23 protein-coding genes are annotated in these 25,215 nt (G+C 63.5%); 4 read left to right on the top strand and 19 right to left on the bottom strand.

Annotated features, from left to right (window positions below; all coding sequences use genetic code 11):
- Positions 1 to 162: 162 nt before the first annotated feature.
- The 3 genes from rpoD to D1Y85_RS18685 form a co-directional block, all read right to left on the bottom strand.
- The gene (gene rpoD, locus D1Y85_RS18695) at positions 163 to 2,142 is read right to left on the bottom strand and encodes an RNA polymerase sigma factor RpoD (RefSeq protein WP_124152560.1); all 1,980 of its coding nucleotides are present in this window, start codon (positions 2,140 to 2,142) and stop codon (positions 163 to 165) included.
- Between the two features lie 666 nt (positions 2,143 to 2,808).
- Positions 2,809 to 3,234 carry a GFA family protein gene (locus D1Y85_RS18690; RefSeq protein ID WP_124152559.1) on the bottom strand — a complete coding sequence of 142 codons (426 nt, stop codon included), beginning with the start codon at positions 3,232 to 3,234 and terminating at the stop codon, positions 2,809 to 2,811.
- Between the two features lie 279 nt (positions 3,235 to 3,513).
- Positions 3,514 to 3,855: an XRE family transcriptional regulator gene (locus D1Y85_RS18685; RefSeq protein WP_124152558.1), complete on the bottom strand. Its 342-nt coding sequence runs from the start codon at positions 3,853 to 3,855 to the stop codon at positions 3,514 to 3,516.
- Positions 3,856 to 3,934: 79 nt separating this feature from the next.
- On the opposite strand from D1Y85_RS18685, the gene D1Y85_RS18680 reads away from it, so the two are divergent.
- Positions 3,935 to 4,828, top strand: coding sequence for a hypothetical protein (locus D1Y85_RS18680; RefSeq protein ID WP_246024969.1), 894 nt, complete (start codon positions 3,935 to 3,937; stop codon positions 4,826 to 4,828).
- Complete coding sequence (locus D1Y85_RS18675; protein WP_124152557.1) at positions 4,776 to 5,024, top strand: hypothetical protein; 249 nt, start codon at positions 4,776 to 4,778, stop codon at positions 5,022 to 5,024. The genes D1Y85_RS18680 and D1Y85_RS18675 overlap by 53 nt, the downstream gene beginning before the upstream one ends.
- A 426-nt stretch (positions 5,025 to 5,450) precedes the next feature.
- On the opposite strand, the gene D1Y85_RS18670 is transcribed toward D1Y85_RS18675, so the two are convergent.
- Together D1Y85_RS18670 and D1Y85_RS18665 are read right to left on the bottom strand one after the other, a co-directional pair.
- The gene (locus tag D1Y85_RS18670) at positions 5,451 to 5,816 is read right to left on the bottom strand and encodes a copper resistance CopC family protein (RefSeq protein WP_124152556.1); all 366 of its coding nucleotides are present in this window, start codon (positions 5,814 to 5,816) and stop codon (positions 5,451 to 5,453) included.
- 221 nt (positions 5,817 to 6,037) lie between these two features.
- The gene (locus D1Y85_RS18665; protein WP_124152555.1) at positions 6,038 to 6,415 is read right to left on the bottom strand and encodes a DUF2946 domain-containing protein; all 378 of its coding nucleotides are present in this window, start codon (positions 6,413 to 6,415) and stop codon (positions 6,038 to 6,040) included.
- A 377-nt stretch (positions 6,416 to 6,792) separates the two neighbouring features.
- Here D1Y85_RS18665 and D1Y85_RS18660 point away from each other — a divergent pair, with 377 nt between their 5' ends.
- Positions 6,793 to 7,086, top strand: a complete 294-nt coding sequence (locus tag D1Y85_RS18660) for an antibiotic biosynthesis monooxygenase family protein (RefSeq protein WP_221410320.1) — start codon at positions 6,793 to 6,795, stop codon at positions 7,084 to 7,086.
- A 107-nt stretch (positions 7,087 to 7,193) separates the two neighbouring features.
- Here D1Y85_RS18660 and D1Y85_RS18655 read toward each other — a convergent pair whose 3' ends face one another.
- The 4 genes from D1Y85_RS18655 to D1Y85_RS18640 all read right to left on the bottom strand — a co-directional run bounded on the left by D1Y85_RS18655 (position 7,194) and on the right by D1Y85_RS18640 (position 9,979).
- Positions 7,194 to 7,553 carry a hypothetical protein gene (locus tag D1Y85_RS18655; RefSeq protein WP_124152554.1) on the bottom strand — a complete coding sequence of 120 codons (360 nt, stop codon included), beginning with the start codon at positions 7,551 to 7,553 and terminating at the stop codon, positions 7,194 to 7,196.
- Between the two features lie 53 nt (positions 7,554 to 7,606).
- A complete protein-coding gene (locus tag D1Y85_RS18650; protein ID WP_185219037.1) occupies positions 7,607 to 8,200 on the bottom strand; it encodes a glycosyltransferase family 2 protein in 594 nt (197 codons plus the stop codon).
- A 118-nt stretch (positions 8,201 to 8,318) separates the two neighbouring features.
- On the bottom strand, positions 8,319 to 8,789 hold the full coding sequence (locus tag D1Y85_RS18645; protein ID WP_124152570.1) for a methyltransferase domain-containing protein: 471 nt from the start codon (positions 8,787 to 8,789) through the stop codon (positions 8,319 to 8,321).
- Between the two features lie 350 nt (positions 8,790 to 9,139).
- Positions 9,140 to 9,979: a peptidoglycan DD-metalloendopeptidase family protein gene (locus D1Y85_RS18640; protein WP_124152569.1), complete on the bottom strand. Its 840-nt coding sequence runs from the start codon at positions 9,977 to 9,979 to the stop codon at positions 9,140 to 9,142.
- 376 nt (positions 9,980 to 10,355) lie between these two features.
- Between D1Y85_RS18640 and cobA the strand changes: the two genes are divergently transcribed.
- Positions 10,356 to 11,171 (top strand): uroporphyrinogen-III C-methyltransferase, encoded by an 816-nt coding sequence (cobA, locus tag D1Y85_RS18635; RefSeq protein WP_185219036.1) that lies wholly within the window; start codon positions 10,356 to 10,358, stop codon positions 11,169 to 11,171.
- A gap of 72 nt (positions 11,172 to 11,243) precedes the next feature.
- Here the strand turns inward: cobA and D1Y85_RS18630 are convergent, their stop codons facing one another.
- The 10 genes from D1Y85_RS18630 to D1Y85_RS18585 form a co-directional block, all read right to left on the bottom strand.
- Complete coding sequence (locus D1Y85_RS18630) at positions 11,244 to 12,392, bottom strand: CmpA/NrtA family ABC transporter substrate-binding protein (protein ID WP_124152551.1); 1,149 nt, start codon at positions 12,390 to 12,392, stop codon at positions 11,244 to 11,246.
- A 10-nt stretch (positions 12,393 to 12,402) separates the two neighbouring features.
- On the bottom strand, positions 12,403 to 12,978 hold the full coding sequence (locus D1Y85_RS18625; RefSeq protein WP_124152550.1) for an ANTAR domain-containing response regulator: 576 nt from the start codon (positions 12,976 to 12,978) through the stop codon (positions 12,403 to 12,405).
- A 39-nt stretch (positions 12,979 to 13,017) separates the two neighbouring features.
- Positions 13,018 to 15,711: a nitrate reductase gene (locus D1Y85_RS18620; protein WP_124152549.1), complete on the bottom strand. Its 2,694-nt coding sequence runs from the start codon at positions 15,709 to 15,711 to the stop codon at positions 13,018 to 13,020.
- A gap of 5 nt (positions 15,712 to 15,716) precedes the next feature.
- The gene (nirD, locus tag D1Y85_RS18615) at positions 15,717 to 16,043 is read right to left on the bottom strand and encodes a nitrite reductase small subunit NirD (protein WP_124152548.1); all 327 of its coding nucleotides are present in this window, start codon (positions 16,041 to 16,043) and stop codon (positions 15,717 to 15,719) included.
- A gap of 10 nt (positions 16,044 to 16,053) precedes the next feature.
- Positions 16,054 to 18,489 carry a nitrite reductase large subunit NirB gene (gene nirB / locus D1Y85_RS18610; protein ID WP_124152547.1) on the bottom strand — a complete coding sequence of 812 codons (2,436 nt, stop codon included), beginning with the start codon at positions 18,487 to 18,489 and terminating at the stop codon, positions 16,054 to 16,056.
- 32 nt (positions 18,490 to 18,521) lie between these two features.
- Complete coding sequence (locus D1Y85_RS18605) at positions 18,522 to 19,724, bottom strand: MFS transporter (RefSeq protein WP_124152546.1); 1,203 nt, start codon at positions 19,722 to 19,724, stop codon at positions 18,522 to 18,524.
- 568 nt (positions 19,725 to 20,292) lie between these two features.
- Positions 20,293 to 20,910 carry a LysE family translocator gene (locus tag D1Y85_RS18600; RefSeq protein ID WP_124152568.1) on the bottom strand — a complete coding sequence of 206 codons (618 nt, stop codon included), beginning with the start codon at positions 20,908 to 20,910 and terminating at the stop codon, positions 20,293 to 20,295.
- A 543-nt stretch (positions 20,911 to 21,453) separates the two neighbouring features.
- The gene (locus D1Y85_RS18595) at positions 21,454 to 23,241 is read right to left on the bottom strand and encodes a chloride channel protein (RefSeq protein ID WP_124152545.1); all 1,788 of its coding nucleotides are present in this window, start codon (positions 23,239 to 23,241) and stop codon (positions 21,454 to 21,456) included.
- A gap of 5 nt (positions 23,242 to 23,246) precedes the next feature.
- A complete protein-coding gene (locus D1Y85_RS18590; RefSeq protein ID WP_124152544.1) occupies positions 23,247 to 23,660 on the bottom strand; it encodes a MarR family winged helix-turn-helix transcriptional regulator in 414 nt (137 codons plus the stop codon).
- Positions 23,661 to 23,771: 111 nt separating this feature from the next.
- A complete protein-coding gene (locus D1Y85_RS18585) occupies positions 23,772 to 24,926 on the bottom strand; it encodes an HPP family protein (protein ID WP_124152543.1) in 1,155 nt (384 codons plus the stop codon).
- Between the last annotated feature and the right edge of the window lie 289 nt (positions 24,927 to 25,215).

The following is a 25,215-nucleotide window of genomic DNA, read 5'->3' as shown; positions in this document are numbered from 1 at the left end:
CATCAAGCGTCGAGCTTACGGGTACCGCGACGAGGAGTACTTCTTCCTCAAAATCCGCGCCGCGTTCCCCGGTAATCGTCGATGAACCCAAAAAAAACCGTCCCGAAGGACGGCTTTTCCGCATTCAGACCACGGCAAAACCCGCAGCCTAAATCGCCTGGATCAACGCTCGAGGAACGGGCGCAGCTTGTCGGCTCGGCTCGGGTGCATCAGCTTGCGCATCGCCTTGCTTTCGATCTGGCGAATACGCTCGCGCGTTACGTCGAACTGCTTGCCGACTTCTTCCAGTGTGTGATCCGACGTCGTGTCGATGCCGTAGCGCATACGCAGCACCTTCGCTTCACGCGGCGAAAGCGCCTTGAGCGCCTCGTCGATGGCGGCGCGCATGTTCGCGTGAATCGCGGCATCGGCCGGCGAACTCGACGCAGCGTCCTCGATCATGTCGCCGAGCGTTGCATCGCCGTCGTCGCCGACCGGGCTCTCCAGAGAAACCGGCTGCTTCGCGATCTTCAGGATGCCCCGCACTTTTTCTTCGGTCATGCCCATGCGCGCGGCGAGATCTGCCGGATGCGCTTCCATGCCTGTCTGCTGCAGGATCTCGCGCGAAATGCGGTTCAGCTTGTTGATCGTCTCGATCATGTGAACCGGCACGCGGATCGTGCGTGCCTGGTCTGCGAGCGCACGCGTCACGGCCTGGCGCACCCACCACGTGGCGTACGTCGAGAACTTCCAGCCGCGGCGATATTCGAACTTGTCCACGGCCTTCATGAGGCCGATGTTGCCTTCCTGGATCAAGTCGAGGAACTGCATGCCGCGGTTCACATACTTCTTCGCAATCGAGATCACGAGACGCAGGTTGGCCTTCACCATCTCGCCCTTCGCCTTGCGCATTTTCGACTCGGCAACCGTCATGCGGCGGTTGATGGCCTTGATCTGCTGCAGCGACAACGAAGCGGCCGCTTCGATCTCGGCGAGCTTGCGCTGTTCCGCCTGAATGGCCGGCAGGCTGCGCTCCATCGAGGGGCCGTATTTGCTCGACTTCGCAGCCGTGCGGACGGCCCAGTCGAGATCGGTTTCGTGACCGGGGAACTGCTCGACAAATGCCTCACGCGGCATGCCGCAGCGATCGACGACGATGGTCAGCACATTGCGCTCGATCGCGCGGATCTGTGCGACCTGGCCCTGCAGCAACGTGCAGAGACGGTCGATGGTGCGCGCCGTGAAGCGGATCGGCGCGAGTTCGCGCTGGATCTCTTCGCAGATCTTCATTTCGGCTGCCGATGCGCGCGCATCCGAATCGGTCGTGCATGCCATCTGTTCGAAGAGCGTGCGCACGCGAGCGAAGATCGCAAGGCCGTCGGCCTTCAACTGCGCGAGCAGGGCTTCGTTCGCCTTGCTCGCATCCGCGGCTGCATCGCCGTCGTCTTCTTCGCCGTCGCTTTCGTCGGCGTCGTCGGCTTGCGCTTCGATCTCGTCGCTTTCCTCGCCAGCGGCGATCGCGGCTTCTTCCACGGGCTCGTCGCTGCCGATGCCGTCGACCAGCTCGTCGATTTTCATCTCGTCGGCGGCGATACGATCCGCGTCCGCGAGGATCGTTGCGACGATCGACGGGCATGCAGCGATCGCCTGGATCATCTCCTGGAGACCGTCTTCGATGCGCTTCGCGACTTCGATTTCGCCGGCGCGCGTCAACAGTTCACTCGACCCCATTTCGCGCATGTACATGCGGACGGGGTCGGTGGTGCGGCCGAATTCCGAATCGACGGTCGAGAGCGCAACTTCGACTTCTTCGTCCGCTTCGTCGTCGATTTGCGCTTCGCCACGCGTTTCGTCGTTGAGCAGCAGCGTCTCGGCGTCCGGGGCCTGCTCGTAGACTTGCACGCCCATGTCATTGAACGTAGCGACGATCGTTTCGAGCGCGGCCGTCTGCGCGAAGTTGTCGGGCAGATGGTCGTTGATATCGGCGTGCGTGAGGTAGCCGCGTTCGCGGCCGAGCTTGATCAGCGCGCGCATCTGGTGCTGGCGTTTTTCCAGCTGTGCGCCAGCGTCGATCTGAGTCGTATCGCCGGTCTTGTCTTTCGATGCGCGGCGTGCAGGGCGGGCAGACGAGGCCAGCACGTCGTCCCGGTCATGGCTTGTCAATACGTTCTCCTTGAAGGGGGGCCTGACAAGGGCAAAAAGAGTCACGCGCCAGCGGCGTTGCGTCCTGGCGATGACGAAATTGCAGGGGAATTGGCGGGGGCGAATGCCGGTCCCGCCGGGCGGGCACCCGACGCACAAGGCGAAAGGCGGCCTGAATTTTCGTGCAATGCAGAGAGATCGCGTATGGTAGTGCGTTCCGGCATGCGAGGCAACCGGAATCGTCGTCTGCAACGCACAGTTTCACGCCACCACCAGATCGAATCACAACACCAGGTCGACAGCACCTCGCCACCAGCGCTTTTCGGCGCGAAAACAAATAATTGGTTCGCGACTCTAAATCGTCTGATAAATGCCTGTCGCGGCCTGTGGCAGGACGTTTGCGCGTCGAAATGACCGGCGCAGATCGTGCCCCGCTACAAGCCGTTTTTCACCGCTCGATGGCAAATGGCGACAATACGATGAACGTGTTTACCTGACGACTGGTTGACCGCCGCTTCGTCGAACGCGAGCATGGTGCCGCGCCGGGCGTCTCTGACGACTGATGTGTCGAGTGCGAAGTAGAGCGTCCTGCGGTGTTACGGACGCTTTTACCTTGCGTCAGGCACCGGTTAAGGGACAGGAGCGGTTGTTCCGGTACCGAAGTTTCCCGCCTTCGGCGAGGGCCGATCAGGGGAATTCGTCGTACTGCGGCAAGGTGTCCGTGATCTCGAACCAGGGCGCCTTCGAGCCGACGAAAATGTGGGCGCTCGGGCGAATCGCGGGGCTGTCGTCCAGTGTGCCCAGCGTCACGTGAACCCAGCCCCCTTCGCGCACAACTGAATAGAGCAATGAGCCGCATCGGGCGCAATGGACATCGTGGTTGCTCTTTGCGTCGCCGAACGTCAGCAGGTTTTCGCCGCCTCGCGTCACGACCAGTTTCTGGCGCTCGATACCTGCGAACGGCTTGAATGCCGAACCGGTCGCCCGTCGGCATTTTGTGCAGTGGCAATTGAGTGCGTAGACGAAGGCATCGTCGACGGCGTAATGCACCGTACCGCACAGGCATTGCCCGCGCAGTGTCGAGGGGGTGTTCGCAGATGGGGACGCCAGCATCGTAATTCCCTCAAGGGACCTGCAATCGAACGTCGGTTCACGTCAGGCGTGACGCGATGGCGCAAGGTAACCGGATTTGGGATCTGGCGCCCCTACTCACCGCATCGTGGCGCCCTGCGCGGCTTTCCGCAGACCATAACGGGCGCTTCCTATGGGCTTTATACGCGAGTTCGCTGCTGCGTACCGCGTCGAATTCCCATAAGGCGTTACCTGGGCGCGCTGCAACGCTACTGACCCGGTGACCTGTGTACCCCAACGCGCGCCTTCCTTGCGCGACGCTCATCGGGTCCGACCACTCATCTCCTTCAACCCATTGATCACGACGAGTAGCGCGCGGCCGTGCTCTTCCGAGCCGTCCCACGCCTCGACGATCGCGTTGCGCAGTAATTCGCTATAGGTAGCGTCGCGTCGCACGGTGGACGTCGACTCGACACCATAGAAATTGCATAGCTTATTGAATGACGCACTCCGGCGCAGCCGCCTTCCATTCGAGAGCCGAAGTCTCGATACGGTAGGCTGGCTAACGCCGGAAAGCCGCGCAATTTCGCTGGATGAGCGGGTGTCGGCCGTAAGCCGGCTCATTAGCGTCTGTACGGGAAAATGTGGGTCCGGGGCTTCCATGTCATGCATTATACCTATACAGTAACGGTTACTGAATTGCCTGTCGAATCGGGCAGATTGATGTATTCCAAGGAAGTCGATGGCACTGAAACACTTACCGCCCACTTTTTGCTGGTCCCGAATCGGATCGGAGACCGGTGAAGATCTCGCTACGCTCATTCTTCGCAAGGAGTGGGAGCGGCGGCTGGGCGGCGGGCGCTTCCTGTGGGGTATCAATCAGTCGCTCGGCAGCAGCGCGCAAGTGGCCGCGCTGCGCACGGGTTCGCTGCTCGCGTTGTTTTCGCCCGCGGCCAGCCGTCCGCGCGTGCCGGAACGCAAGCGCGAAGACGCACTGGTGTGGAATGCCTGGGTCGATACGACCGGACAGGTCCGGCAACTGCCGCTGCATGCGTTCGTGACGAGCCGCACGACCTTGCCTTCGGGCCGTGCGCGCGAGCAGCACTACGCGTTGGTGTGCGCGTCGCCAACTGAACTCAGCATTGGCAGCAGTCTTAAGGTGTATTCCGAACGCCTGCGCAGCGTGGGCACCGGCAAGGCGCCGTGCGCTTCGCGGGCCACTACCGTGGTGGACCGCGTCGAGCGAGTGGGAGAGCCGACGGGCAAGGCTTACCCGATCGCGCTGGCCGTCGAGCTCGAAGTGCCTTATTTCGTGCGACTCGCGCAGCCGACGCTCGTGAAGGCGCGCAACCTCGCCGCGATTCACGAGGCAGCGCGTGACGGCGATTTCGAGGCCTATGCCGAACTCACGAAACGTCTGCGCAACCAGCCGGCCACCCAGCAGGTGCGCGGCGTCACGCGCGATCTCTTTGATATGCCGTCGGCCGAATCCGTGATCTCAGTCGGGCACGGCCGTGCGCGCTCCCGTACCCGCAGCGCTCAGGGTGTAGCGGACTGGACGCAACTAACAATGGAACTCTTTCATGGCGATCATCACCCGTTCACGAGAAGCCGAGGCCGCGCAGCGCTTCGTTGAGGCGAGCCGTGGCGTCGATCTGGCCTTTCGTGCCGTTCGCGGCGAGTCGGAGGAAGCGGTCTCGCCGATGACCTATGGAGCGGCCCAGTTCCGTCTGGAACTGGCGCTCGATGAACTTGCGCGTGCCGAGGCGCTGTTCGATTCTGTGATCCGCATTCAGGGACGCAATCATCGTCCGGATCATATGGATACCTGATTAAAGTGGATCGCCACGACACCTGTATAACCCGCACCAGCAGACCTTCTTCATCTGGGAAGGCGTTACGCAGTAACTCGACGAAGCGAGCGTGTGCACGACGCTGGATTTTCTCGCGACGGCTGCGCACGGCAGCCGCCTCGTCTTCACGTACGTTCACCGGGACTGTCGGTGTGCCGCCATTTTGACGGTCAGGATGCAGTCTATCGCCGCTTTGCGACGAAACGCGGGATCTGGCGTTTCGGATCGATCCCGCAGATCCGTCCGCGTTCCTCGCGCCCTACGGCTGGCGTGTGATTGAAGCGCCGGAGCCAGAAACGCTAGCGCGGCGCTACATCGAGCCAACCGGCCGCGCGCTCGTCTGCATGCCGATCGAGCGATCGGTCTGCCCAGAGCGCGTTTGACATACCGGCAAGGCATCTTCGGTCACTTCACCGTGAACGTGTAGTGCCCTTGCGTTCGGTGTCCGTCCGCGGCGACAGCGACCCACGCGACCGTATAGACGCCCGGTGTCAGCGGATTCAGCTCTACCGACATATGCTTTTTGTTCGACGCATCGACCATGGCTTTGCCGCTCGTGACGGCCTTGCCTTGCGCGTCGGTGACGGTGATCGAACTGAACGCGGGTTCGAGTGCGTCGTCGAAGTCGATTGCCACGTTCTTTTGTGCGGCTGTGACGGTCGCGCCCGCGGACGGCACCTGGTGAGTCGGATACGCGTGCGCGAAGGCAAGCTGGCAAGCGGCGATAAAGAGCGCGGCGACGGCGGCGCGAGTAGCGGTGTGCAGTTTCATGAGTCGTGTCCTTCGGTCAGAAGAGGGGTTTGCCGAGCGAGTTCGGGAACATGTCGTCGAAATACAGGTGCGCCTGTACGAGCACGCCCACATGCGTGCCCGTCGCGCGAATTTTTTCCGGATGCGTTTCTCGTCGTCAACTGCGAGCATGACGACGGACCACTACGGCGAGCGCAGTGGCGTTGTTTCATTCGTTTGTGTGTGAGGCGCAGCGGATCAGATCAGTAGAAAACGGGCGGCGCGCGCGGCTGTGCCGCCGTGTGGGCGACGAGTGCGTGAACGTCGCGGACAGAGGGTGCCGCGCTTACGCACGCGATGGCAGGTGCAACACCGAACTTCGCGGCAGTACCGGGCAGCACGGGGACGTGTGCGAGCAGGCCACAATACGCGCAGGCCTGCCAATGCTGCGCGAGGGAATGGTTCGGGGTGTCTCGTGTGTGGGCGCCAGAGGCCGGATCGGTGGTGCAGAACGCGGTATGTGCGTGACCATGTAGATGGTGCGTGGCCAGCGTCTGCGAGATGGTCGGCGCAAACACGCTCGTCAGGATGGCGAGCAAGCCGAGCAAGCTGCCGATTTTCCCAAGTCGAATGCGTGACATGTGGCGCGTGGTGCGGATAGGCGCTTCAAATGCGCCGTTGAAATACACCGCAGGCGCCGTGCGTTCAGTTCGGGCGCAGTGTGGCGCCAGCAGGTGCGGAAATTATGCCACGCACCCCACGTGCTGGCTGGGGCGCGTTGCAGCAGGAAAAGCTTGAATGCGTGCTGCCGTTCTGAGTGGACGCCCAGTCATGATCGCGGACCTCGCCATGGGCGGAATCGTCATGTTCGATACGTCGATCTTGTGTACGTCATTGTCGAAATCGCGCGGTTCAAGACGCCGCCGTGCTAACGTGGTGGTCGGCTGCTGCACCACGCGCAGAACGGCGCGAGGTGAGCGGGTTCCGCAACACATGTCTGATACAAGAGGAGAATCTCGTGGTCTACGAAATGGCACACATCACGGTGCAGGCAGGCAAGAACGCCGAATTCGAGGCAGGGGTGGCGCAAGCGATTCCGCTGTTCAACCGTGCGCGCGGCTGCCGCGGTGTCGAGTTGCAGCGCTCCGTCGAAGAGCCGAACCAGTACGTTCTCGTCGTGCAATGGGATACGGTCGAAGACCACATGGTGCATTTCCGCGAGTCGGCGGATTTCCAGGAGTGGCGCCGGCTCGTCGGCCCTTACTTCGACAAGCCGCCAGTGGTTGGGCACACTGAAGTCGTCGTCAAGTAAGCGCCGGTGGGTGGGCGCGTCCGACTGACGCCTCTGCGGATCACGGCGCGCCCATTCCTGACAAGTCAGTGTCTCGGGCGCGGCTTCCGAGACACACTTGTGACGCGCTATCGGATCGAGGAAATATCGACAATGCCGAGATACTTGCGCGGACGTCGGATCCTGCTTTTGATTTTCTTGAACGCGATAGCGACGCTCGGGAAGCTAAACGTCAACAGCTTTCGCGTCTTCCATCCGGTGGCGATATCTGGCTGGGCCACGAGCACCTTGAATCGGCCCGCGATGGTTTGCTCGGTGATCATCGCGTAGATGTATTCTTCTTTCCGCTGCTGGTCAGATAAGGCACTCCGGACGATTTCGTCATGCCCCTTTTGCGATGCGTCGTTTAGCATTTGCGTAATGCCGGCGAGAATTCGCTTGCTCTGAGTCCCGTACCATTTCTTTAGCGCCGAAGCCGACTCGAACACGGGCTGCTGTGAAGTGCCGCCTACGCGGTATCGAATCAGAGGCTCTTTTACCGTTATCGGCCTCCGCTCATTAGCGCCCTAAGCATAATGACGGGATCTTCGTACCATACGTCCGCACCTAGTGGACCGTATTCGTCGAATAGACGCCGCGTAAATGCATGCGTCGCGCCCACCGTGAACGGATGCCCCTTCGTCCATGACGACAGGGATGCGCGTCCGAGATCGTGCGTCTCCACCTTGTCCCACTTGCGACCGTTGCTGTCGATGATGGTGAAATGACTGGAGAGCAAGTCGGGCGCTCTTCCGGCGGACTCCCAGGCCTCGATCAGCCGTCTGACTCGATCCGGTTCAGAAATATCATCGCCTGCCGCCGTAATGATGAGTTCGCCTGTCGATGCGGCAATGGCTTCGTTGTAGTGCTGCCCGATTCCGGCGTTTTTAGGGTTTCGCCTCACTACCAGGTTGTGAGGACCTTCGTACGATCGAGCGATTTCTTCCAGCATCGCGAAAGTGCCGTCCGTGGAGGCGTCGTCGGAAAACACTATCTCAAGGGGCTCATAGTCCTGGCTGAGGCACGCAAGCGCTGCCTCTTTGACGATGGCTTCCTGGTTGTAGGTAAGAAGCAAAAGGCTGGCTTTCGGTTTCAATTGATCTCCATCTTTCCGCTTTTCTTCAATCAGGCATCGATCGTTCGGGTGGCGATGGCACACGCCCGGACTCAGACAGGCCACATTGGCGACGAACGTCTACCGGTGTTTTGAATAGTTACTTCTGCGCTTCAAAATCCCAGAGAAAATACGAAAGCGCTCCCCGCTTTGCACGACGTTTTCGGGACATTTCCTGACGCCAGCTTAGTTCGGTAGCGGTTTGAACGAGTTCCGGTATCGTCCATTCAGCCTTGATCGCGCGGAACGATCCAGCGAATCCATACATTTTTCCCAGCGGCTGTGCACCCGTGAAATAGTGGTGCGTCGTATCGGTCAAGATGTTCACGTGGGTTGGATCCTGGAACGCGACTTTGGCCGGATAACAAGGCGTCAGCGCATAGAATCGTCCACCGGGTTTAAGTACGCGCCAGATTTCATTCATCAAATTGATGAATGGATTAATTGTGGATTTCCCGTCGGCGCTTGAAAGTATTCGCGGGATGTGTTCCAGAAAATCGAAGGCCGAAACCGAATCAAACTGGTTGTCGTCGAACGGAATTGTCTCGACAGCAAGATTGGCGCACTTTATTTCAACGGTTCAGGGGACAGAGAGCGGCCTTATATCGACGCCGTAAACCTTCGTTTTCGCATACGGATTGTGCGGACGGGTTCCGCAGCCGAGGTCGAGGTGAACACCCTCGGTGGCGCTACTTGCGGGGCCTTGTTCGGTCAACGAGGATTCGTTGGAAGACACAGAAAAGGCCCTGTTCATTCGGACAGTCCGTTTGCGCGGATTTACGGTGGGGGCGGCTGGAGTCCCGCTGAAAACTTACCCTTCATCGAGCCTCGTCAGAGCGCGGGCGGATTTATCATATCGCAAAACCAGGCCGCTCAATGCGGCTCGCCAGCAGCGCGCCGCAAGCACCCGCGCTATTGCGCTTACTGCGGCGGCAAATACCGCATGGGGTCGACGGGTTTTCCGTCGCGCCGCACCTCGAAGTGCAACTTGACGCGATCCGAATCCGAATTGCCCATTTCAGCGATCTGCTGGCCCTTCGTCACGGAATCGCCTTCCTTCACTTTCAGGTCGCGGTTGTGTGCGTAAGCGGTCAGAAAGCTCGCGTCGCTTTTCACGATAATCAGATTGCCGTATCCGCGCAGACCATTCCCTGCATACACCACCCGGCCGTTGGCGGCCGCCCGCACAGGCTCACCAACGGTGCCGCCGATGTCGATGCCCTTGTTCCGCGTTTCGTCAAAGCGGGAGAGCAGCGGGCCACGCGCGGGCCAGCCCAGGGCGATGGAGCTGGCGGCTGGCATAGCCGGTTCTGCCGGCGCGCCGGTTGAGGCGACGGCGGGCCCGGAACTTACCGGCGCGGGCGCGGAAGCGGATGCGGATGCAGGCGTCACGCCGGTGCCGCCTGCTTGCGGCGGCACTACACGCAGCGCCTGGTCCACTTCGATGTGGTTCGGATCGGAGAGGTTGTTCCAGGCGATGACGTCGCGGTTGCTCTGCCCATGCGACCGGGCGATACCAGAGAGCGTGTCTCCGGGTTTGACGCGATAGAAACCGGGCGGCACAGGCGGGAGCGGGACGGGTGCGCTTGCGACGGGCGCGATGGCTGTCGGCACCGGTGCGGACGTGGTACCACGACCGGTCATGTCCACGACGGGCGCAGGATCGAGCCGAGTGGCGCAGGCCGTCAGCACGCAGAGTGCGGCGGCGCAGATGCCTGTTCGTATCGTCGTCAATCCGTAGCCCGGAAGATTTGCTCGCATCGTTCTATACCTGCTTCTTTCGTTTACGTGTCCGCCCAGCGTGCCTTGGGGCACGCCATTGTACTGGACAGTCAACGGTTTACCCGCATCCGGGGTTGACCGCCGTGGTACCTGGTATCCAGTGCGCATGTTGCTCGAAGCGGGCGGCGCGGCACCAGCGCGGTGCTCGCGCGCACGTCACGCGTGCGAGGCAGGGTTCGGTATCCGGGCCGGGTTTCCGCCCGCGCGCGTAGCGCGTGCAGCACGCGCGGTCGACGCGCCCAGGGCACGCTGGCCTCGTTCTTGCATCGGAGAACGCGACCGGCAACGAAGCCGGCTCAGCACGTACGCGGCTTGTTTTACGCGCAGTCATTCAGGACAACGGCGTCCCCAGTGCATGCACGGGCGGCACGCCGTTTTTCACCGGCTCCCGCCCATACGGAGAGCTACATTGAAACCAGGCAAAGTCACGCTGGTCAGCGCCGGTCCAGGCGATCTCGATCTTTTGACGTTTCGGGCGGCGAAAGCCATTGCGGCGGCCGACGTCCTGCTCATCGACGATCTCGTGAACAGCGAGATCGTCTCGCTCGCGCCCCGCGCGCGCGCGATCCGGGTGGGCAAGCGCGGCGGATGCCGGTCAACGCCGCAAGCCTTCATTACCCGCCTGATGCGCCGGTATGCGCAACAAGGCCGCCACGTTGTGCGCGTGAAAGGCGGCGAGGCACTGCTGTTTGGGCGCGCGGGTGAGGAGATGAGCGAGCTGCGCCGCGCGGGCGTCGAGGTCGAGGTGATCAACGGGATTTCGTCGGGTTTTGCCGCGGCGGCCGGGCTCGGTGTCTCACTCACGCATCGCGATCATTGTCCCGGGGTGATATTCGTGACCGCACACCTGCGCGACGGTACATCGCCGGACTGGCCCGCGCTCGCGCGCACGGGCATGACGCTCGCCATCTACATGGGTGCGAGCCGGCTCGCCGACATCGCCGCGGCCTTGAGTGGCGTGTTGCCGGTGCAAACGCCCGCGGCCATCGTCGAGTGGGCCGGCACGACGCGGGAGCGGCGCGTGGTCGCCACGCTCGACGACATCGCGCGGCTGGCCGGCGCGGCCGGGATTGTGAGCCCGGCGGTGATCCTCGTGGGCGGGGCCATCGGCGAGGCATCGTGTGATGCGGACGTGCTGCAAGACGCGCACGAACTGTCGCGTCGCGCGTGAATGGCGGGCGTAGTTGGGGGGCGGCCACGCGTAAGTGCCGCACCTTACCGCAGACAGCACACGCCCGAGGGCTCAGGCGTGCGCGCCGCGAATCGTGAACCCGTCCACGTACGCGTGCGGATCGCCGCCATCCCAGCGACAGCCATCGATCAACACTTGAGGCAGGTATTCGGCGGGCGAATCGATCCGCATCGACTGCGCCACTTCGCGGTAGAGCGCGGTCTGATTGAGCGCCTGCGCGATCTCGTGATAGTCGTCGCGCCGTGCCAGCATGCCCCAGCGCTCGAACTGCGTGAGAAACCACACACCTTCGGAAGCGCGCGGATAGTTGACGGCGCCATCGTCGAAGAAGCGCACCGGCGGCACATCGGAGCGCATACCTTGCTCCAGCCGGGATGCAATCACTGCAGCGTCGACGCCCAAAAATTCCGGCTGCGCAAGCCACTGTGCGATTTCCCGCCGATGACCCGCACCGTCGAGCCAGCGACACGCTTCCAGCATCGTGCGCACGAGCGCCTGCGCGGTACGCGGATACGCATGCACGAAATCGCGGCGGCAGGCGAGCACCTTCTCCGGATGATCCGGCCATATCGCGCCGCTCTGAACGACAGTGCGTCCCACACCGTTTTGCTCCGCGAGCGCGTTCCAGGGTTCGCCGACGCACAAGCCGTCGAGCCGATCGGCCGCGAGCGCAGCGACCATCTGCGGCGGGGGAATGACGACGCTCTCGACATCGCGCAACGGATGCACGCCTTGCGCGGCGAGCCAGTAGGCGAGCCACATCACGTGCGTGCCGGTGGGGAAGGTCTGGGCGAAGACCGGTTTGCGTCCAAGCGAGGCAAGCGCGCGCGGCAGCGTGCCGTGAACGGCCAGGGCGTCGGCGAGCCGGTTCGAGAGCGTGATGGCCTGGCCGTTGCGCGCCAGTACCATCAGCAGCGCCATGTCGGTCTGCGGTCCGCCGAGGCCGAGTTGCAGGCCGTAGACGAGTCCGTAGAGCGTGTGCGCGGCATCGAGTTCGCCGGACACCAGTTTGTCTCGCAGCGCGGCCCAGGAAGGCTGGCGCGACAGTTCCAGCGTTAGCCCGTGCGCGTGGCCGAATTCGAGCAGCTTCGCAGCGACGATCGGCGCGGCGTCGGAGAGCGGCACGAAGCCGATCTTCAGATGCGACTTCTCGGGCGGCGCGAGCGCGGACGCGTTAGGGGAGAGAGCGTTCGGGTTCATGGGCTTTGCTTCACTCCTTCGATCCGCCAGCGTCGACGATCTGGCGAGCGGCCTCAGCGAGCTTCACGCTCCGGTTCATGGCGTGCTTTCGCAGCGCGGCGTAGGCGTCGGGCTCGGTCATCTTCTGGCGTTCCATCAAGAGCCGCTTGGCGCGGTCGATCAGCTTGCGTTCTGCGAGTTCGTTCTCAGCCTGCGTGAGACGCTCGCGCAACTGCGTTTCCTGCGCAAATCGCGCAAGCGCGACTTCGAGGATCGGCGCGATCCGCTCGCCCGCGAGCCCTTCGACGAGATACGCCGTCACGCCCGCATGCACGGCCGCGCGGATCAGTTGCTGGTTGGCGTCGTTGCTGAACATCACCACCGGACGCGGTGCGGTGGCGTTCATCACGGCGAGTTGTTCGAGCGTGTCGCGTGACGGCGATTCGGTATCAATGATGATGACGTCGGGGCGCGCGTGCTCGACCACGCGATGCAGATCCTGCGGCGTGGCCGGGTCGGGCAGCATCTCATAGCCGAGTCGCGCGAGCGCTTCGCGCAGATCGCCGATGGGCTTGTCGGTGTCGGTGACGAGCAGTACACGCAGCATGTCGGATGGCGGGTTGGAGTGTCTTGTCGTAGCTGTTATTCATCCGCCGATGGCGGCGGTCTCGCACATGCGCCGCAGTTCGGTCACGCACGATCCGCAAACCGTGCCGCAGCCAAGCGACGTTTTTAGCTCCGGCATGGAAGCGCCGCGCGCGATCGCCGCCTGGATTTGCGTTTCGCTGATCTGCATGCAACTGCAGACGATGCGCTCTCGTGGCGCGCTGGCGGTCTCCCCGGCGCGGCGCGCCGCGAACACGCTGAGCCGCGATCCGCGCCACGGTTCGCCCGAGCGCACGGCGGCGAAAAGTGTATCGGCCTGCCTGACTTCGCCCGCGAGCACGAAACCATGGATAACGTTTTCGCGCCAGAGAGCGCGCTTGTCAAGGCCTCGGCGCGCGTCGCGGTATTCGAGCGTGTCGTCGCCGGAGGGAAGATCGAGCGCGGCGTAAAGCCTGTCGAGCCAACCGGCGGGCGCGGCGGTATCGGCTGCGCGCAGGATCAGGAGGTCGTCTTCGATGGCGAGCGCCGCGTAGCGGCACGCGCCGAGCAGCGGTTGAACCGCCGCCTGCAGCGCCAGCGCGTCACCTCGCCGAGCGGCCGCCACGTGCCATGGCAACGCGACAGGTTCGATGCGCACGGCCGCGTGCTTCAATTCCGGCTGCAACGAATCTGGATCGACGGCGGGATCGGTGACCTCGTTGACACCGCCACTCGACATGAACTGCGCGTTCCAGTGCATCGGCGCGAACAGCGTGCCCGAGCGCACGTCGTCGGTCGGCCTTACGGGCAGCACGAGTTCGCCGCGTCGGCTGATGACGCGCACGAGATCGCCTTCGCTCAGACCGCGTCGCGCAGCGTCGCCCGGGTGGATGTCGAGCGTCGGTTCGGGCGCGTGCATGAAGAGCCTGCCGATGCGGCCTGTTCGTGACATGCCGTGCCACTGGTCGCGCAGGCGGCCACTCGTGAGGCGCAACGGAAAGCGCGCGTTGATGGCGTCGGCGGGCGGTTGATAGCGCGCCGCGTGGAAGCGGGCGCGGCCGTCGTCGGTGGCGAAGCGGCCATCGGTGTAGCGGCGCGCCTCGCCTTGTTCGCTGCCCGCACGAAATGGCCACTGTTGCGGGCCGCGTTCGTCCAGCAGCGCGTAGCTCAGGCCGCCGATGTCGAGATCGCGGTTTTCGGTGAGTCGCCGGTGTTCGTTGAAGATGGCTTCCGGCGTATCGAATGCGAAAAGCGGCGCCTCACGCTGGCGGTCGAGCCGCTGCTCGATACGCCGCGCGATTTGCACGGCGATCCACCAGTCGGGCTTTGCGTCGCCTTGGGCGTCGATCGCCGCGCGAACGCGCGAGATCCGGCGCTCCGAGTTCGTCACCGTGCCGTCCTTTTCGCCCCACGAGGCGGCAGGCAGCAAGACGTCCGCATAAGGCACGGTATCGGTCTGCGTGAACGCCTCCTGCACGACGACGAATTCCGCCTTGTCGAGCGCTTCACGCACGCGAGCGTTGTCGGGCATCGAGTGAGCCGGATTCGTGCAGACGATCCACACCGCCTTGATCGTGCCCGCGCGCAGCGCTTCGAACATCTCGACGGCGGGCAGGCCGGGCCGCGCCGAAAGCGCTTGTACGCCCCACAGCTGCGCGAGTTCTTCACGGTCCGCCGCGTTGCCGATGTCGCGATGCGCGGCGAGCATCGTCGCCATGCCGCCCACTTCGCGTCCGCCCATCGCGTTGGGCTGGCCTGTGAGCGAGAACGGCCCCGCGCCTGGCTTGCCGATCTGCCGCGTGGCGAGATGCAGGTTGATGAGCGCGAGATTCTTGTCGGTGCCGTGGCTCGACTGGTTCAGGCCCATGCTGTAGAGCGACAGCGCCGCGTCGCTCGCGCCGAACCAGACGGCGGCCTGAATCAGGTCTTCCTCCGCAATGCCGCACAATTCGGCGGCGATAGCAGGGGTGAACGTCCGCACGGCCGACTTGAGCGCATCAAAGCCCTCGGTGTGTTCGTCGATGTAAGCGCGATCGACAAGCCCTTCCCAGATCAGGTGATGCAGCATGCCGTTGAAGAGCGCGACATCGGTTCCCGGTTCGATCGCGAGGTGCAGATCGGCCATCGCGGCCGTATCGGTGCGGCGAGGGTCGACGACGATCCAGCGGATCGACGGGTCCGCGGCCTTCGCCGCTTCGAGCCGGCGGAACACGACCGGATGCGCCCACGCCGCATTACTTCCCGCGAACAGCACGGTGCGGGCACGTTCGAGATCGTCGTAGCAGGTGGGCGGACCGTCCGCGCCGAAGGCCTTCTTGTACGCGGTTACCGCACTCGACATGCAAAGGCGCGAATTCGTATCGATATTGTTCGTACCGATCAGACCTTTCGCGAGTTTGTTGAAAACGTAGTAATCCTCAGTGAGTAGCTGCCCGGAGACATAAAACGCGACGGCGTCCGGACCGTGCTGCTCGACGATGCGCGCGAAGCGTTCCGCAACCGCGTCCAGCGCGACCGGCCACTCGACCGCTTCGCGCGGCATGTCGCGATGGACACGCAACTCGGGCTGCAGCGCGCGGCCCGTGGTGCTTCGTGCTGTGTCGGCCAGCGCCATGCCCTTGCTGCAGAGCAAGCCACGGTTCGCGGGATGGTCGGGGTCGCCGCGCACGCCGGTGATGCGGCCGTCGCTGGCTTCGATCAGCACGCCGCAGCCGACGCCGCAGTAGCAGCAGGTGGAGCGCGTCACGGTCGTCATGGTCGTCAGTCCAGGCAGATGAATACGGCGCCGTCCTCGACGTGCACCGGGAAGCGTCGCGCGCAACCCTCATCGGGCGCGTGGGCCTTGCCGCTCGCGAGGTCGAAATTCCACGCGTGCAGGGGGCACGTCACGCTCTCGCCGTGGACGATGCCGAGCGAGAGCGCACCGCCCTTGTGCGGACACCGGTCGAGCAGGGCGAACACAGTGTCGAGTGCAGTGCGAAAGATCGCGACGTTACCGTCGTCGCGTTCGACCACGCGGCTACCGAGGCGCGGAATGTCCGTGACTTCGCATACACGCGTCCAGACGGGAGTGGCTTTCATATCCATATGCGTAACCTCAGGCGATGACCTTGAGCGGAATGTATTGATGACGCTGAGTACCACCGACGCGCGTCTCCCAGGGGTCCTGCAGACCGTCGAGCGAATACAGCAGACGCTCGTAGAGTGCGAGTCGGCTGGCGGCGTCCTCCACGACTTTCTGCTTCACGTAATCGAGCCCCACGCGCGCGATGTAGTGCACCGTGCGGTCGAGGTAATACGCTTCCTCACGATAAAGCTGCAGGAATGCACCGCTGTACTCCTTCACTTCGTCGGCTGTCTTCACTTTGCAGAGGAACTGCGCTACTTCCGTCTTGATGCCGCCGTTGCCTCCCACGTAGAGTTCCCAGCCGCTATCCACGGCGATCACGCCCACGTCCTTGATGCCCGCTTCGGCGCAGTTGCGCGGACAGCCCGAGACAGCGAGCTTGACCTTGTGTGGCGACCACATGTTGGCGAGCATGGTTTCGAGGTCGATGCCCATCTGCGTGCTGTTTTGCGTGCCGAAGCGGCAGAATTCGCTGCCCACACAGGTTTTCACCGTGCGGATGGACTTGCCGTAAGCGTGGCCCGACTTCATGCCAAGATCGCGCCAGACGTCGGGCAGGTCTTCCTGCTTCACGCCGAGCAGATCGATACGCTGACCACCGGTGACCTTGACCATCGGGATGTGGTACTTGTCGGCCACATCGGCGATGCGGCGTAGTTCGGATGCATTCGTCACGCCACCCTTCATCTGTGGCACTACTGAGAACGTGTTGTCCTTCTGTATGTTGGCGTGCAGACGTTCGTTGACGAAACGGCTCTGCGGATCGTCGACGGCTTCGCGCGGCCACGTCGAAAGCAGGTAATAGTTGATCGCGGGGCGGCACGTCGCGCAGCCGTTCGGCGTGTTCCATTCGAGGAAATCGTAGACATCGCGGTGCGTGAGCAGATGATGTTCGCGGATGGCCTTGCGCACCTCGCCGTGATTGTGGATTGTGCAGCCGCAGATGGCTTTCGTCTTCGGTGCTTCCTGGAAGCTGGAGCCGAGCGTGCTCATGAGAATCTGCTCGACGAGACCCGCGCACGAGCCACACGAACTCGATGCCTTCGTGTGTTTTTTCACGTCGTCGAGCGTGAAGAGGCCCTTTTCGGTGATCGCCTTCACGATCGTCCCTTTGCATACGCCGTTGCAGCCGCAGACCTCGTCGGTGTCCGCCATCGTGGCGGCGCGGCTCTGCCCCTGCACGCCGGCGTCGCCGATGCCCGTTTCGCCGAAGACGAGGTGCTCACGCAGCTCGCCCAGCTTGCGTTCCTCGCGCAGGAGGCGGAAGTACCATGCGCCGTCGGCGGTATCGCCGTAAAGACAGGCGCCCACCAGCTTGTCGTCCTTGATGACGAGCTTTTTGTACACGCCGCCCGCGGGATCCGAGAGCACGATTTCCTCGGTGTCGGCACCGCCGACGAAATCGCCCGCAGAAAAGAGCTCGATGCCGGTCACCTTGAGCCGCGTCGAGAGCACCGAACCCTTGTAGCTGCCGATGCCCATCAGTGCGAGGTGGTTCGCACACACTTTCGCCTGTTCGAACAGCGGGGCGACGAGACCGTACGCGACGCCGCGATGGTTCACGCATTCGCCCACGGCGTAGATGCGCGGATCGTAGGTCTGCATTGCGTCGTCGACGACGATACCGCGCGAGCAATACAACCCCGCAGATTCAGCGAGTGCGGTGTTCGGCCGGATGCCCGCTGCCATCACGACGAGATCGGCCGGAAGCGATTCGCCATCGGCGAAACGCACGCCCGTCACTTCGCCCGCGTCGTTGCCGGTGATTTCGGCCGTCGCCTTGTTGAGCAGGAAACGCAGCCCGCGTGTCTCGAGCGATCGTTGCAGCAGCTTGCCCGCGGTGGCGTCCAATTGCCGTTCGAGCAGTGTGTCGGCGAGATGCACGACGGTCACGTCCATGCCACGCAGCTTGAGTCCGTTGGCCGCTTCGAGCCCGAGCAGGCCGCCACCGATCACCACCGCATGCTGCTTGACGGCCGCGGCGTCGATCATCGCTTGCGTGTCGTAGATGTCGCGATACGAGACAACGCCTTTGAGCGTGTTGCCTGGCACGGGCAGAATGAACGGCGTCGAACCGGTAGCGATGAGCAGGCGATCATAGGGCGCTTCGGTGCCGTCCTCCGCCACAACCACGCGCCGTACCCGGTCGATGCGCTCGACGCGCCTGCCCAGATGCAGATGAATGCCATTTTGTGCATACCAGTCGAGCGGATTGAGCACGATGTCGTCGAAGTTCTGCTCACCGGCGAGAACCGGCGAGAGCAGAATGCGGTTGTAGTTCGGATGCGGTTCCGCGCCGAACACGGTGATGTCGTAGTGGCCTCGCGCGATCGTGAGCAGTTCTTCGAGCGTGCGGATGCCGGCCATGCCGTTGCCGATGACGACGAGCTTCGGATGCGTATTCATGGAATGTTCCTCGTGCGTAGTCGGTTGTGTGTTCAGACGCGCGCCGCGGCCAGCGACCACGTATTGCGCCAGCGGTGCTTCACGTTGCTCATTCCGGCCCAGCCGAGAGCGGTAAGCAGTGCGAAGAGCGCGAGACCCCACGCGTAGCTGCCGGTGGCCTGCTTGATCGCGCCGAGGCTCGCCGCGAGCGCGAAGCCGCCGACACCGCCCGCCATGCCGACGAGCCCCGTCATCACGCCGATGTCCTTGCCAAAACGCTGCGGCACGAGCTGGAACACGGCGCCATTGCCCGCGCCGAGGCACAGCATCGCGGCGATGAAGAGCAGCACGGTGACGACTGGCCCGCCCGGATGAAACGCGGCCGTGCCGATGAGCAAGGTCACGGCGGCGAAAACGTTGAGCAGCGAGCGCGTGCCGCCGATGCGATCGGCGAGCAGGCCGCCGAATGGACGCATCACGGAACCGGCGAACACGCACGCGGCGGTGGCCCACCCGGCGAGCTTTGCGTCGAACGCGAACTGATCGTGGAAGAAGCCGGGCAGCGCGCTCGCGAAGCCGGAAAAGCCGCCGAACGTGAGCGAGTAGAAAAACATGAACCACCACGTATCGCCGCCGCGCAGCATGCGTGCGTAGTCGGAGAAGCGCTTGCGCTCGACGAAACCCGGCGCGTCCTTCGCGCAGACCATATAGATGACGAGGGCTGCGACGAGCGGAATGCACGCAATGCCGAACACCGATTGCCAGCCAAACGCGACAGCGAGCGCGGGTGCGAAAAGCGCGGCGAGCACGGTGCCCGAATTGCCCGCGCCGGCGATGCCCATCGCAGTGCCCTGGTGCTGCGGCGGATACCAGCGCGACGCGAGCGGCAGTGCGACGGCGAACGACGCGCCTGCAATGCCGAGCGTGAGGCCGAAGAGCAGCACTTGCGGCAGCGAGTGCAGACCGAGCCGCCACGCCACGAGCAAGCTCGCGATCACGCACACCTGACCGAGGAGTCCTGCACGCTTTGCGCCGATGCGGTCCGCGAGCATGCCCATGAACACGCGCAGAATCGCGCCCGCCAGAATGGGCGTGGCGACCATGAAGCTGCGTTGCTGTGTCGTGAGCGCGAGCGTCTGCGCGATCTGGATCTGCAGCGGTCCCAGCAGATACCAGACCATGAAGCTCAGGTCGAAGTAGAGGAAAGCGGAGAACAGCGTGGGGGTATGGCCGTTGCGCCAGAAGCTGCGGTCCATGTCGGCTCCGTCGTTGGATCGCGCCGGTTGGAGATGTACCGGTTGCGACGAACGTCGAACGTCATTGCCCGACAAGGGTTGGCAGTTTCGAGCGTCGTGCGGGACGCGCTGCCGCGATGCAGAGCGGTGCGCGAAGTTCGTGCTCGCCGCTCAAAGGCTCCCGCGTCATTGCGGGAGGCGAGAGCCTTTTCGCAAACACTGTGCCAACTTGCAGCAACGGCGCAAAGCGTTGCTGGACGGGGCTGTGCGGGAAAGGGATGGAATCTGGCTGGTGCACCGCAGCAGTGCGGCGGGCACTTTGCCGCACTCAACTGGCGCAGTGTGCGCACGTGAAAGCGGCGGTCACTTCCAGCAGGCGGCTACAAGTGATCGGGTGTTCAGCGCCGGTTCTGGATGTCGTATTTCGAGTGTTTGAAGTACTGCGAACCCATCGAGCGCGGTGCTATGTGATGGTGACCGGGAGATTCCTGGTTCTTCGCAGATTTCCGGCGAGGGCTCTGTTCGACCCGCAAGGGACGGTCGCCCATACGCAATGCGGCCGTTCAGACAGGCTCCGCCGGGCGCTTTGTTAACGAAATGCCTGCCGGATTCCCAGCGCAATCATGAGCCCTCCACATGTGAGGTCGATCCATGCCTTCGCGCGACGATACGCCGTCGCAATCGCCGCGTGCGATAGAACGAGCGCGACTGCTCCGTACCAGCACGTCGCTGTTGCACCGACAGTAGCAAGTACCGCGAAGAACGTCGGCATGGAAACGTGCGTGGGCACCGCCGAGGAAAACACCGCCGCATAAAAGGCGATGGACTTCGGGTTCGCGATATTTGTCGCGATACCTTGCAGGAACGCGGCACGAAACAGAGGTTCCTTCGTTGGGTGACGTGCTCCTGAGGGGATTGCCCGTGCCGACACAACGAGCCGCAGCCCGAACCAGATCAGATAGGCCGCGCCAGCAAGCCTGATGCCGACAGCGAGCCACGGGAAAATAGCGAACACCATTCCGATACCAAGGATGGCGAAAGTCGCCCAGAACAGATTCACCGTCACGATTCCGGCGACAAGCGCCAGCGCATCGGAGCGTCTGCCGGCTACCGCCTTCTGAGTGATTGCGACGAAGTTCGGCCCGGGAATGACGACAGCTGCCGCATAGACAGAAAAGACTGTCGCAATAGCAGACGAATTAACCATTTGTAGCCTCAGTGAATTGCGGTTGTACAAAAAGTGGAGTCGCTTCATCTGCCCGTATTCTGAAGCAATTCACGACTGACCGCTGTTAGCCGATTCTGTTGAAAAACCCGGAATCGGGAGGCTCGCAGGGGCGATTTCGGTCTATGAGCCCTTGACTGAATGTCCTGCTTTCCGCGGCTACCCCCCGAACGAGAAATCGCGCCTCGGGCCCGCTACGCGTCTGCGAAGGCCATCGACGCAGCACGCGCGACCCGGAGTTTGCACGCGGGATATGACGGCCCTCGTCCGGTGCTCGAGTTTTTCAACAGAATCGGCCGACTACGGCCTGGCCGCGAGTTGTCTCCCCGGTAATCGTCGCTGAATCATATTCTTGTGTCGTCGCGCGATCTCCGGCCCGTTTGTGATTCCCCCGCGCCGTGCCGCTTCTTTTCGCAACTAACCGCCAAGCCCAGCCCCGCCACGCCTGCCGAGTCGCCCGCACGGCGGCGGCGCGCATAAGCCTATGCGCTGACGGCGACGAGCAGAATGCGCGAGTGCATGCACTCACCCCGCTTTATGCACGGGAGGAAACCTCCTCTTGCCGTTGCCAATGCGAATACGCCGAAACCGCTCCTTCTTGTGTTCCTCCTCGAAGTGGGTCAGCGAGAGCTTGACCAGATCGCTGCGCGAGACAATGCCGACGAGTCGCATCGTCGTGCGGTCGGTGACGACAGGAAGTCGTTCGAGGCCATGAATCGCGAGCCGCGTGGCGATCTTGCGGCACGTTTCCTCGGGCATTGCGACGTCGGGCACGCGGGACGCGAGCAGCGCGCCGAGCGTCTTGTCGGCGCCATCGCCACGCAGGGTTTCTAGCGCCGCGCGATCCACGACGCCGAGCACCACGCCGTCACGCACGACGGGCCACGCGCGTCGCGTCTGCGCCGCGCCGAAGCGGGTCGCGAGGGCGTCGGCGACGGTGGTATCGGCGTCGATCGTCTCGACGTTGTGCGACATCACCTCGTCGACATAGTGACGTTCGAGCGGATCGACGCCGTATTCGCGATAGATGTGATACCCACGTCGCGCGATCTTCTCGGTCATGATCGAGCGCTTCATGACGACGGTGGCAAAGCCGTGCGCGATCAGCGTAGCCCCGAGCAGCGGAAGCAGCGCGTTGCTGTCATGCGTGAGGCCGAACGCGAAGACGATAGCCGTGAGCGGCGCACCGAGCGTTGCGCCGAGCGTCGCTGCCATGCAGACGAGCGGCCACAGCGCGGGATCGGCGCCGGGCAACAGGTGTCCGAGCACGGCGCCGAGTCCTGCGCCGAGCATCAGAAGCGGCGCGAGCACACCGCCCGACGTGCCGGAGCCAAGCGCGACGACCCAGATGATGGCCTTCACGACGAGGATGCCGATCGCAACCTGCCAGACGATGTGCAGATTCAGCAGATCGCCGATGACGTCATAGCCGACGCCGAGCGCACGCGGCTCGAAGAATCCCCCGATGCCGACGACGAGGCCGCCGAGCGCCGGCCACCAGCTCCAGTGAACAGGCAGGCGTCCGAACAGATCTTCGACCTTGTAGAGCGCGGCCGACAACCCCGACGCGAGCGCACCGGACAACAGCCCTGCGATGACGCACGAACCGAGCGCAAGCGCATGGGGCGGCGGGGTTTGAAGTGCGAACAGCGGCTCGACGCCGAAGAACGCGGCGCGCGCGAATCCCGCGACAGCGCACGCGAGCGCGACGGGCAGGAAGCTGCGGGGCCGCCATTCGAACAGCAGCAGTTCGACGGCGAGCAGCACGGCCGCGACGGGCGTGCCGAACACGGCGGTCATGCCTGCGGCCGCGCCTGCAACGAGCAGCGTTTTGCGTTCGGCAGAGGTGAGCCTCACGCACTGCGCGAGCAGCGAGCCCAGCGCGCCGCCCGTCATGATGATCGGACCTTCGGCGCCGAATGGCCCGCCGCTGCCGATCGCGATGCCTGACGAAAGCGGCTTGAGCACGGCCACTTTCGGCGACATGCGGCTCTTGCCGAACAGTATCGCTTCGATGGCTTCGGGGATGCCGTGACCGCGTATGCGCTCGGACCCGAAGCGCGCGATCATGCCGACGATCAGCCCGCCGAGGGCGGGAATCAGGATCACCCAGGGGCCGAGCGTGTTGAGCGCGGGCGAATGATCGGCGAACGAAAAGCGGCCGAAGAAAAACAGATTCGTGAACAAATGAATCAGGCTCAGCAGCGCGAAGGCGGCGAGCGTCGCTACGGCGCCGATCACTGCCGCCAGCGCGGCGACACCCGGCAGGCGGTTATTGGCGGAGAAATCGCGCTTGTGGGAATCGGCGTGCATGGCAGTCAAAGATCAATTTGCGGAATCGTGAAGGCGCTTTCGAGCGAGCGCAGTTCAGCGCGATGGAGTTCGGCGAGCCGCGCGAGCAGTTTTTCGCCGTCGGGGAGGAGGTGGACTTCGACCTGGCGGCGATCGCGTTCACTGGCGCGGCGCTCGACGAGGCCAAGCACCTCGCAGCGTGATACGAGAGCGACCACGCCGTGATGCTGCGCCTGCAACCGCTCGGCCAGTTCGCCGATGGTGGCCCAGTCGCGCTCCGGATAACCCTTGACGTGGAGCAGCAGGAGATACTGGAGCGGCGTGATACCTTCGGCCTGAGCCGCGCGTTCGGAGAAGCGCTCGAAGCGCCGCATCTGGTAGCGGAACTCGGACAGTTGCTCGTAATCGCTCTTGGCGAGCGCACGCATGCCTCTTTTCATCGGATGATCCAGTGGGACAGAGAAGCTCATAAATGTATCACAATATGATATATTTTCGCGTGCCAGGGCAATAGTGATAGCACTTATAGCGCTTACATAAGAGTGCTCAAATCAGGCGGCGAGCGGCTGTTCGGTTTGCGACTGCCGGTAAAGACCCGAAATCAGGTCCGCCTGCGTGACGATGCCCGCGAGACGCTTGTGCGCGTCGACGACCGGAACGTGGTGGTGGCCGCGGCCCGCGAAGATCGCCAGCAGATCCGCGATCGGTGTTGTCGTGGCGACCGTGCGCACGGGCGCACTCATCAGCGTATGCACGGGCTCGTCCGTTCCCGCCAGCGGCGCGAGCCAGCGCGCAGCGCGCGCGGCCAGCAGACGGCCCGGATGCGTATTGCGGCCACCATCCGCGAGATTGGCGCGCGTGACGATGCCCTTAACGTGACGCTGCGCATCCACCACGGGCAGCGCCTTGATATCGTGTCGCCGCAACAGGCGACGTGCCTCACGCACGGTCGTGTCGGGCGAGATGCTGATGACGTCGCGCGTCATCACTTCGGCGCAGGTCAGCTCGCCGAATGTGCGTGCATAGGCACGGATTTCCGCTTCGCGCAGAACCGCTTCGAGATCCCGGGGATCGACGTCGAGTATTTCGTCTCGTCCGCGCAGCACCGCCTCCAGGTCGTCACGCGAAAAACCGCGCTGGGCGGGCGCGTTGCGATCCGCCGGTTTGACGGCCACATGCGGATAACGATGCCCCGTCGCGGCGTGATAGACAAGCGCCGAGCCCAGCAGCACTGCGGACTGGAGCGCGACGGGCTCAATCACGAATTCATATCCGAGCGCACGGACCGCAGGTCCGCCGAGCACGGCCGTAAGCGCAACCGCGCCCGAGGGCGGGTGAACGCAGCGTAACGCGAACATTCCCGCAATCGCGAGCGCGATGGCGACCGCTGCAGCCTCGACAGGATCGTGAATCAGGAGCGCGCAGGTCACGCCCACCGTCGAGGAAACGAGATTGCCGCCGATGATCGACCACGGCTGTGCGAGCGGGCTCGCCGGCACGGCGAACAGGAGTACCGCGGAGGCGCCCATTGGCGCGATCAGGAAAGGCAAGGTCGCGTCCGGGCCGAGCAGCCGGTGCGCAATAAAGCCGGTCAGCGCGATGCCGAACAGCGCGCCGCCGCTCGAGCGCGCGCGCTCGCGCCAGCTGATGGAAATACGGGCGGGGGCGAATCCGGCGAGCCAACGGGTAAGGTTCAGAAGTGACACGATCGAAAGCTATCTGGAAGGAGCGGAACGGCGGCCTGGTTCTGAATCAGGAGGCGACAATACGCCGCAAGCCGCGAATTATATCGCAACGTGATATATGTCGCAGCCGTCCCCACGGAAGCCGTGTTGCACGCGCGGAGAACGCTTCCAGTCCCGTCTGGTGCGTCAAGAAGCCGCCATATCTGCCGATATCACAAAGAGAAGGCATGCGGATGTGAAGACGTCCTCAGCCCGGTCCGGCGATCCGGACAGCAACGCTTGAGTTAAAAGCGCGCGATAGCGCGGATTT

The sequence above is a fragment of the Paraburkholderia dinghuensis genome, from assembly GCF_003837865.1.
In the GTDB taxonomy this organism is placed as follows: Bacteria; Pseudomonadota; Gammaproteobacteria; order Burkholderiales; family Burkholderiaceae; genus Paraburkholderia; species Paraburkholderia dinghuensis.
This window is presented reverse-complemented; position numbering and strand designations above follow the sequence as displayed.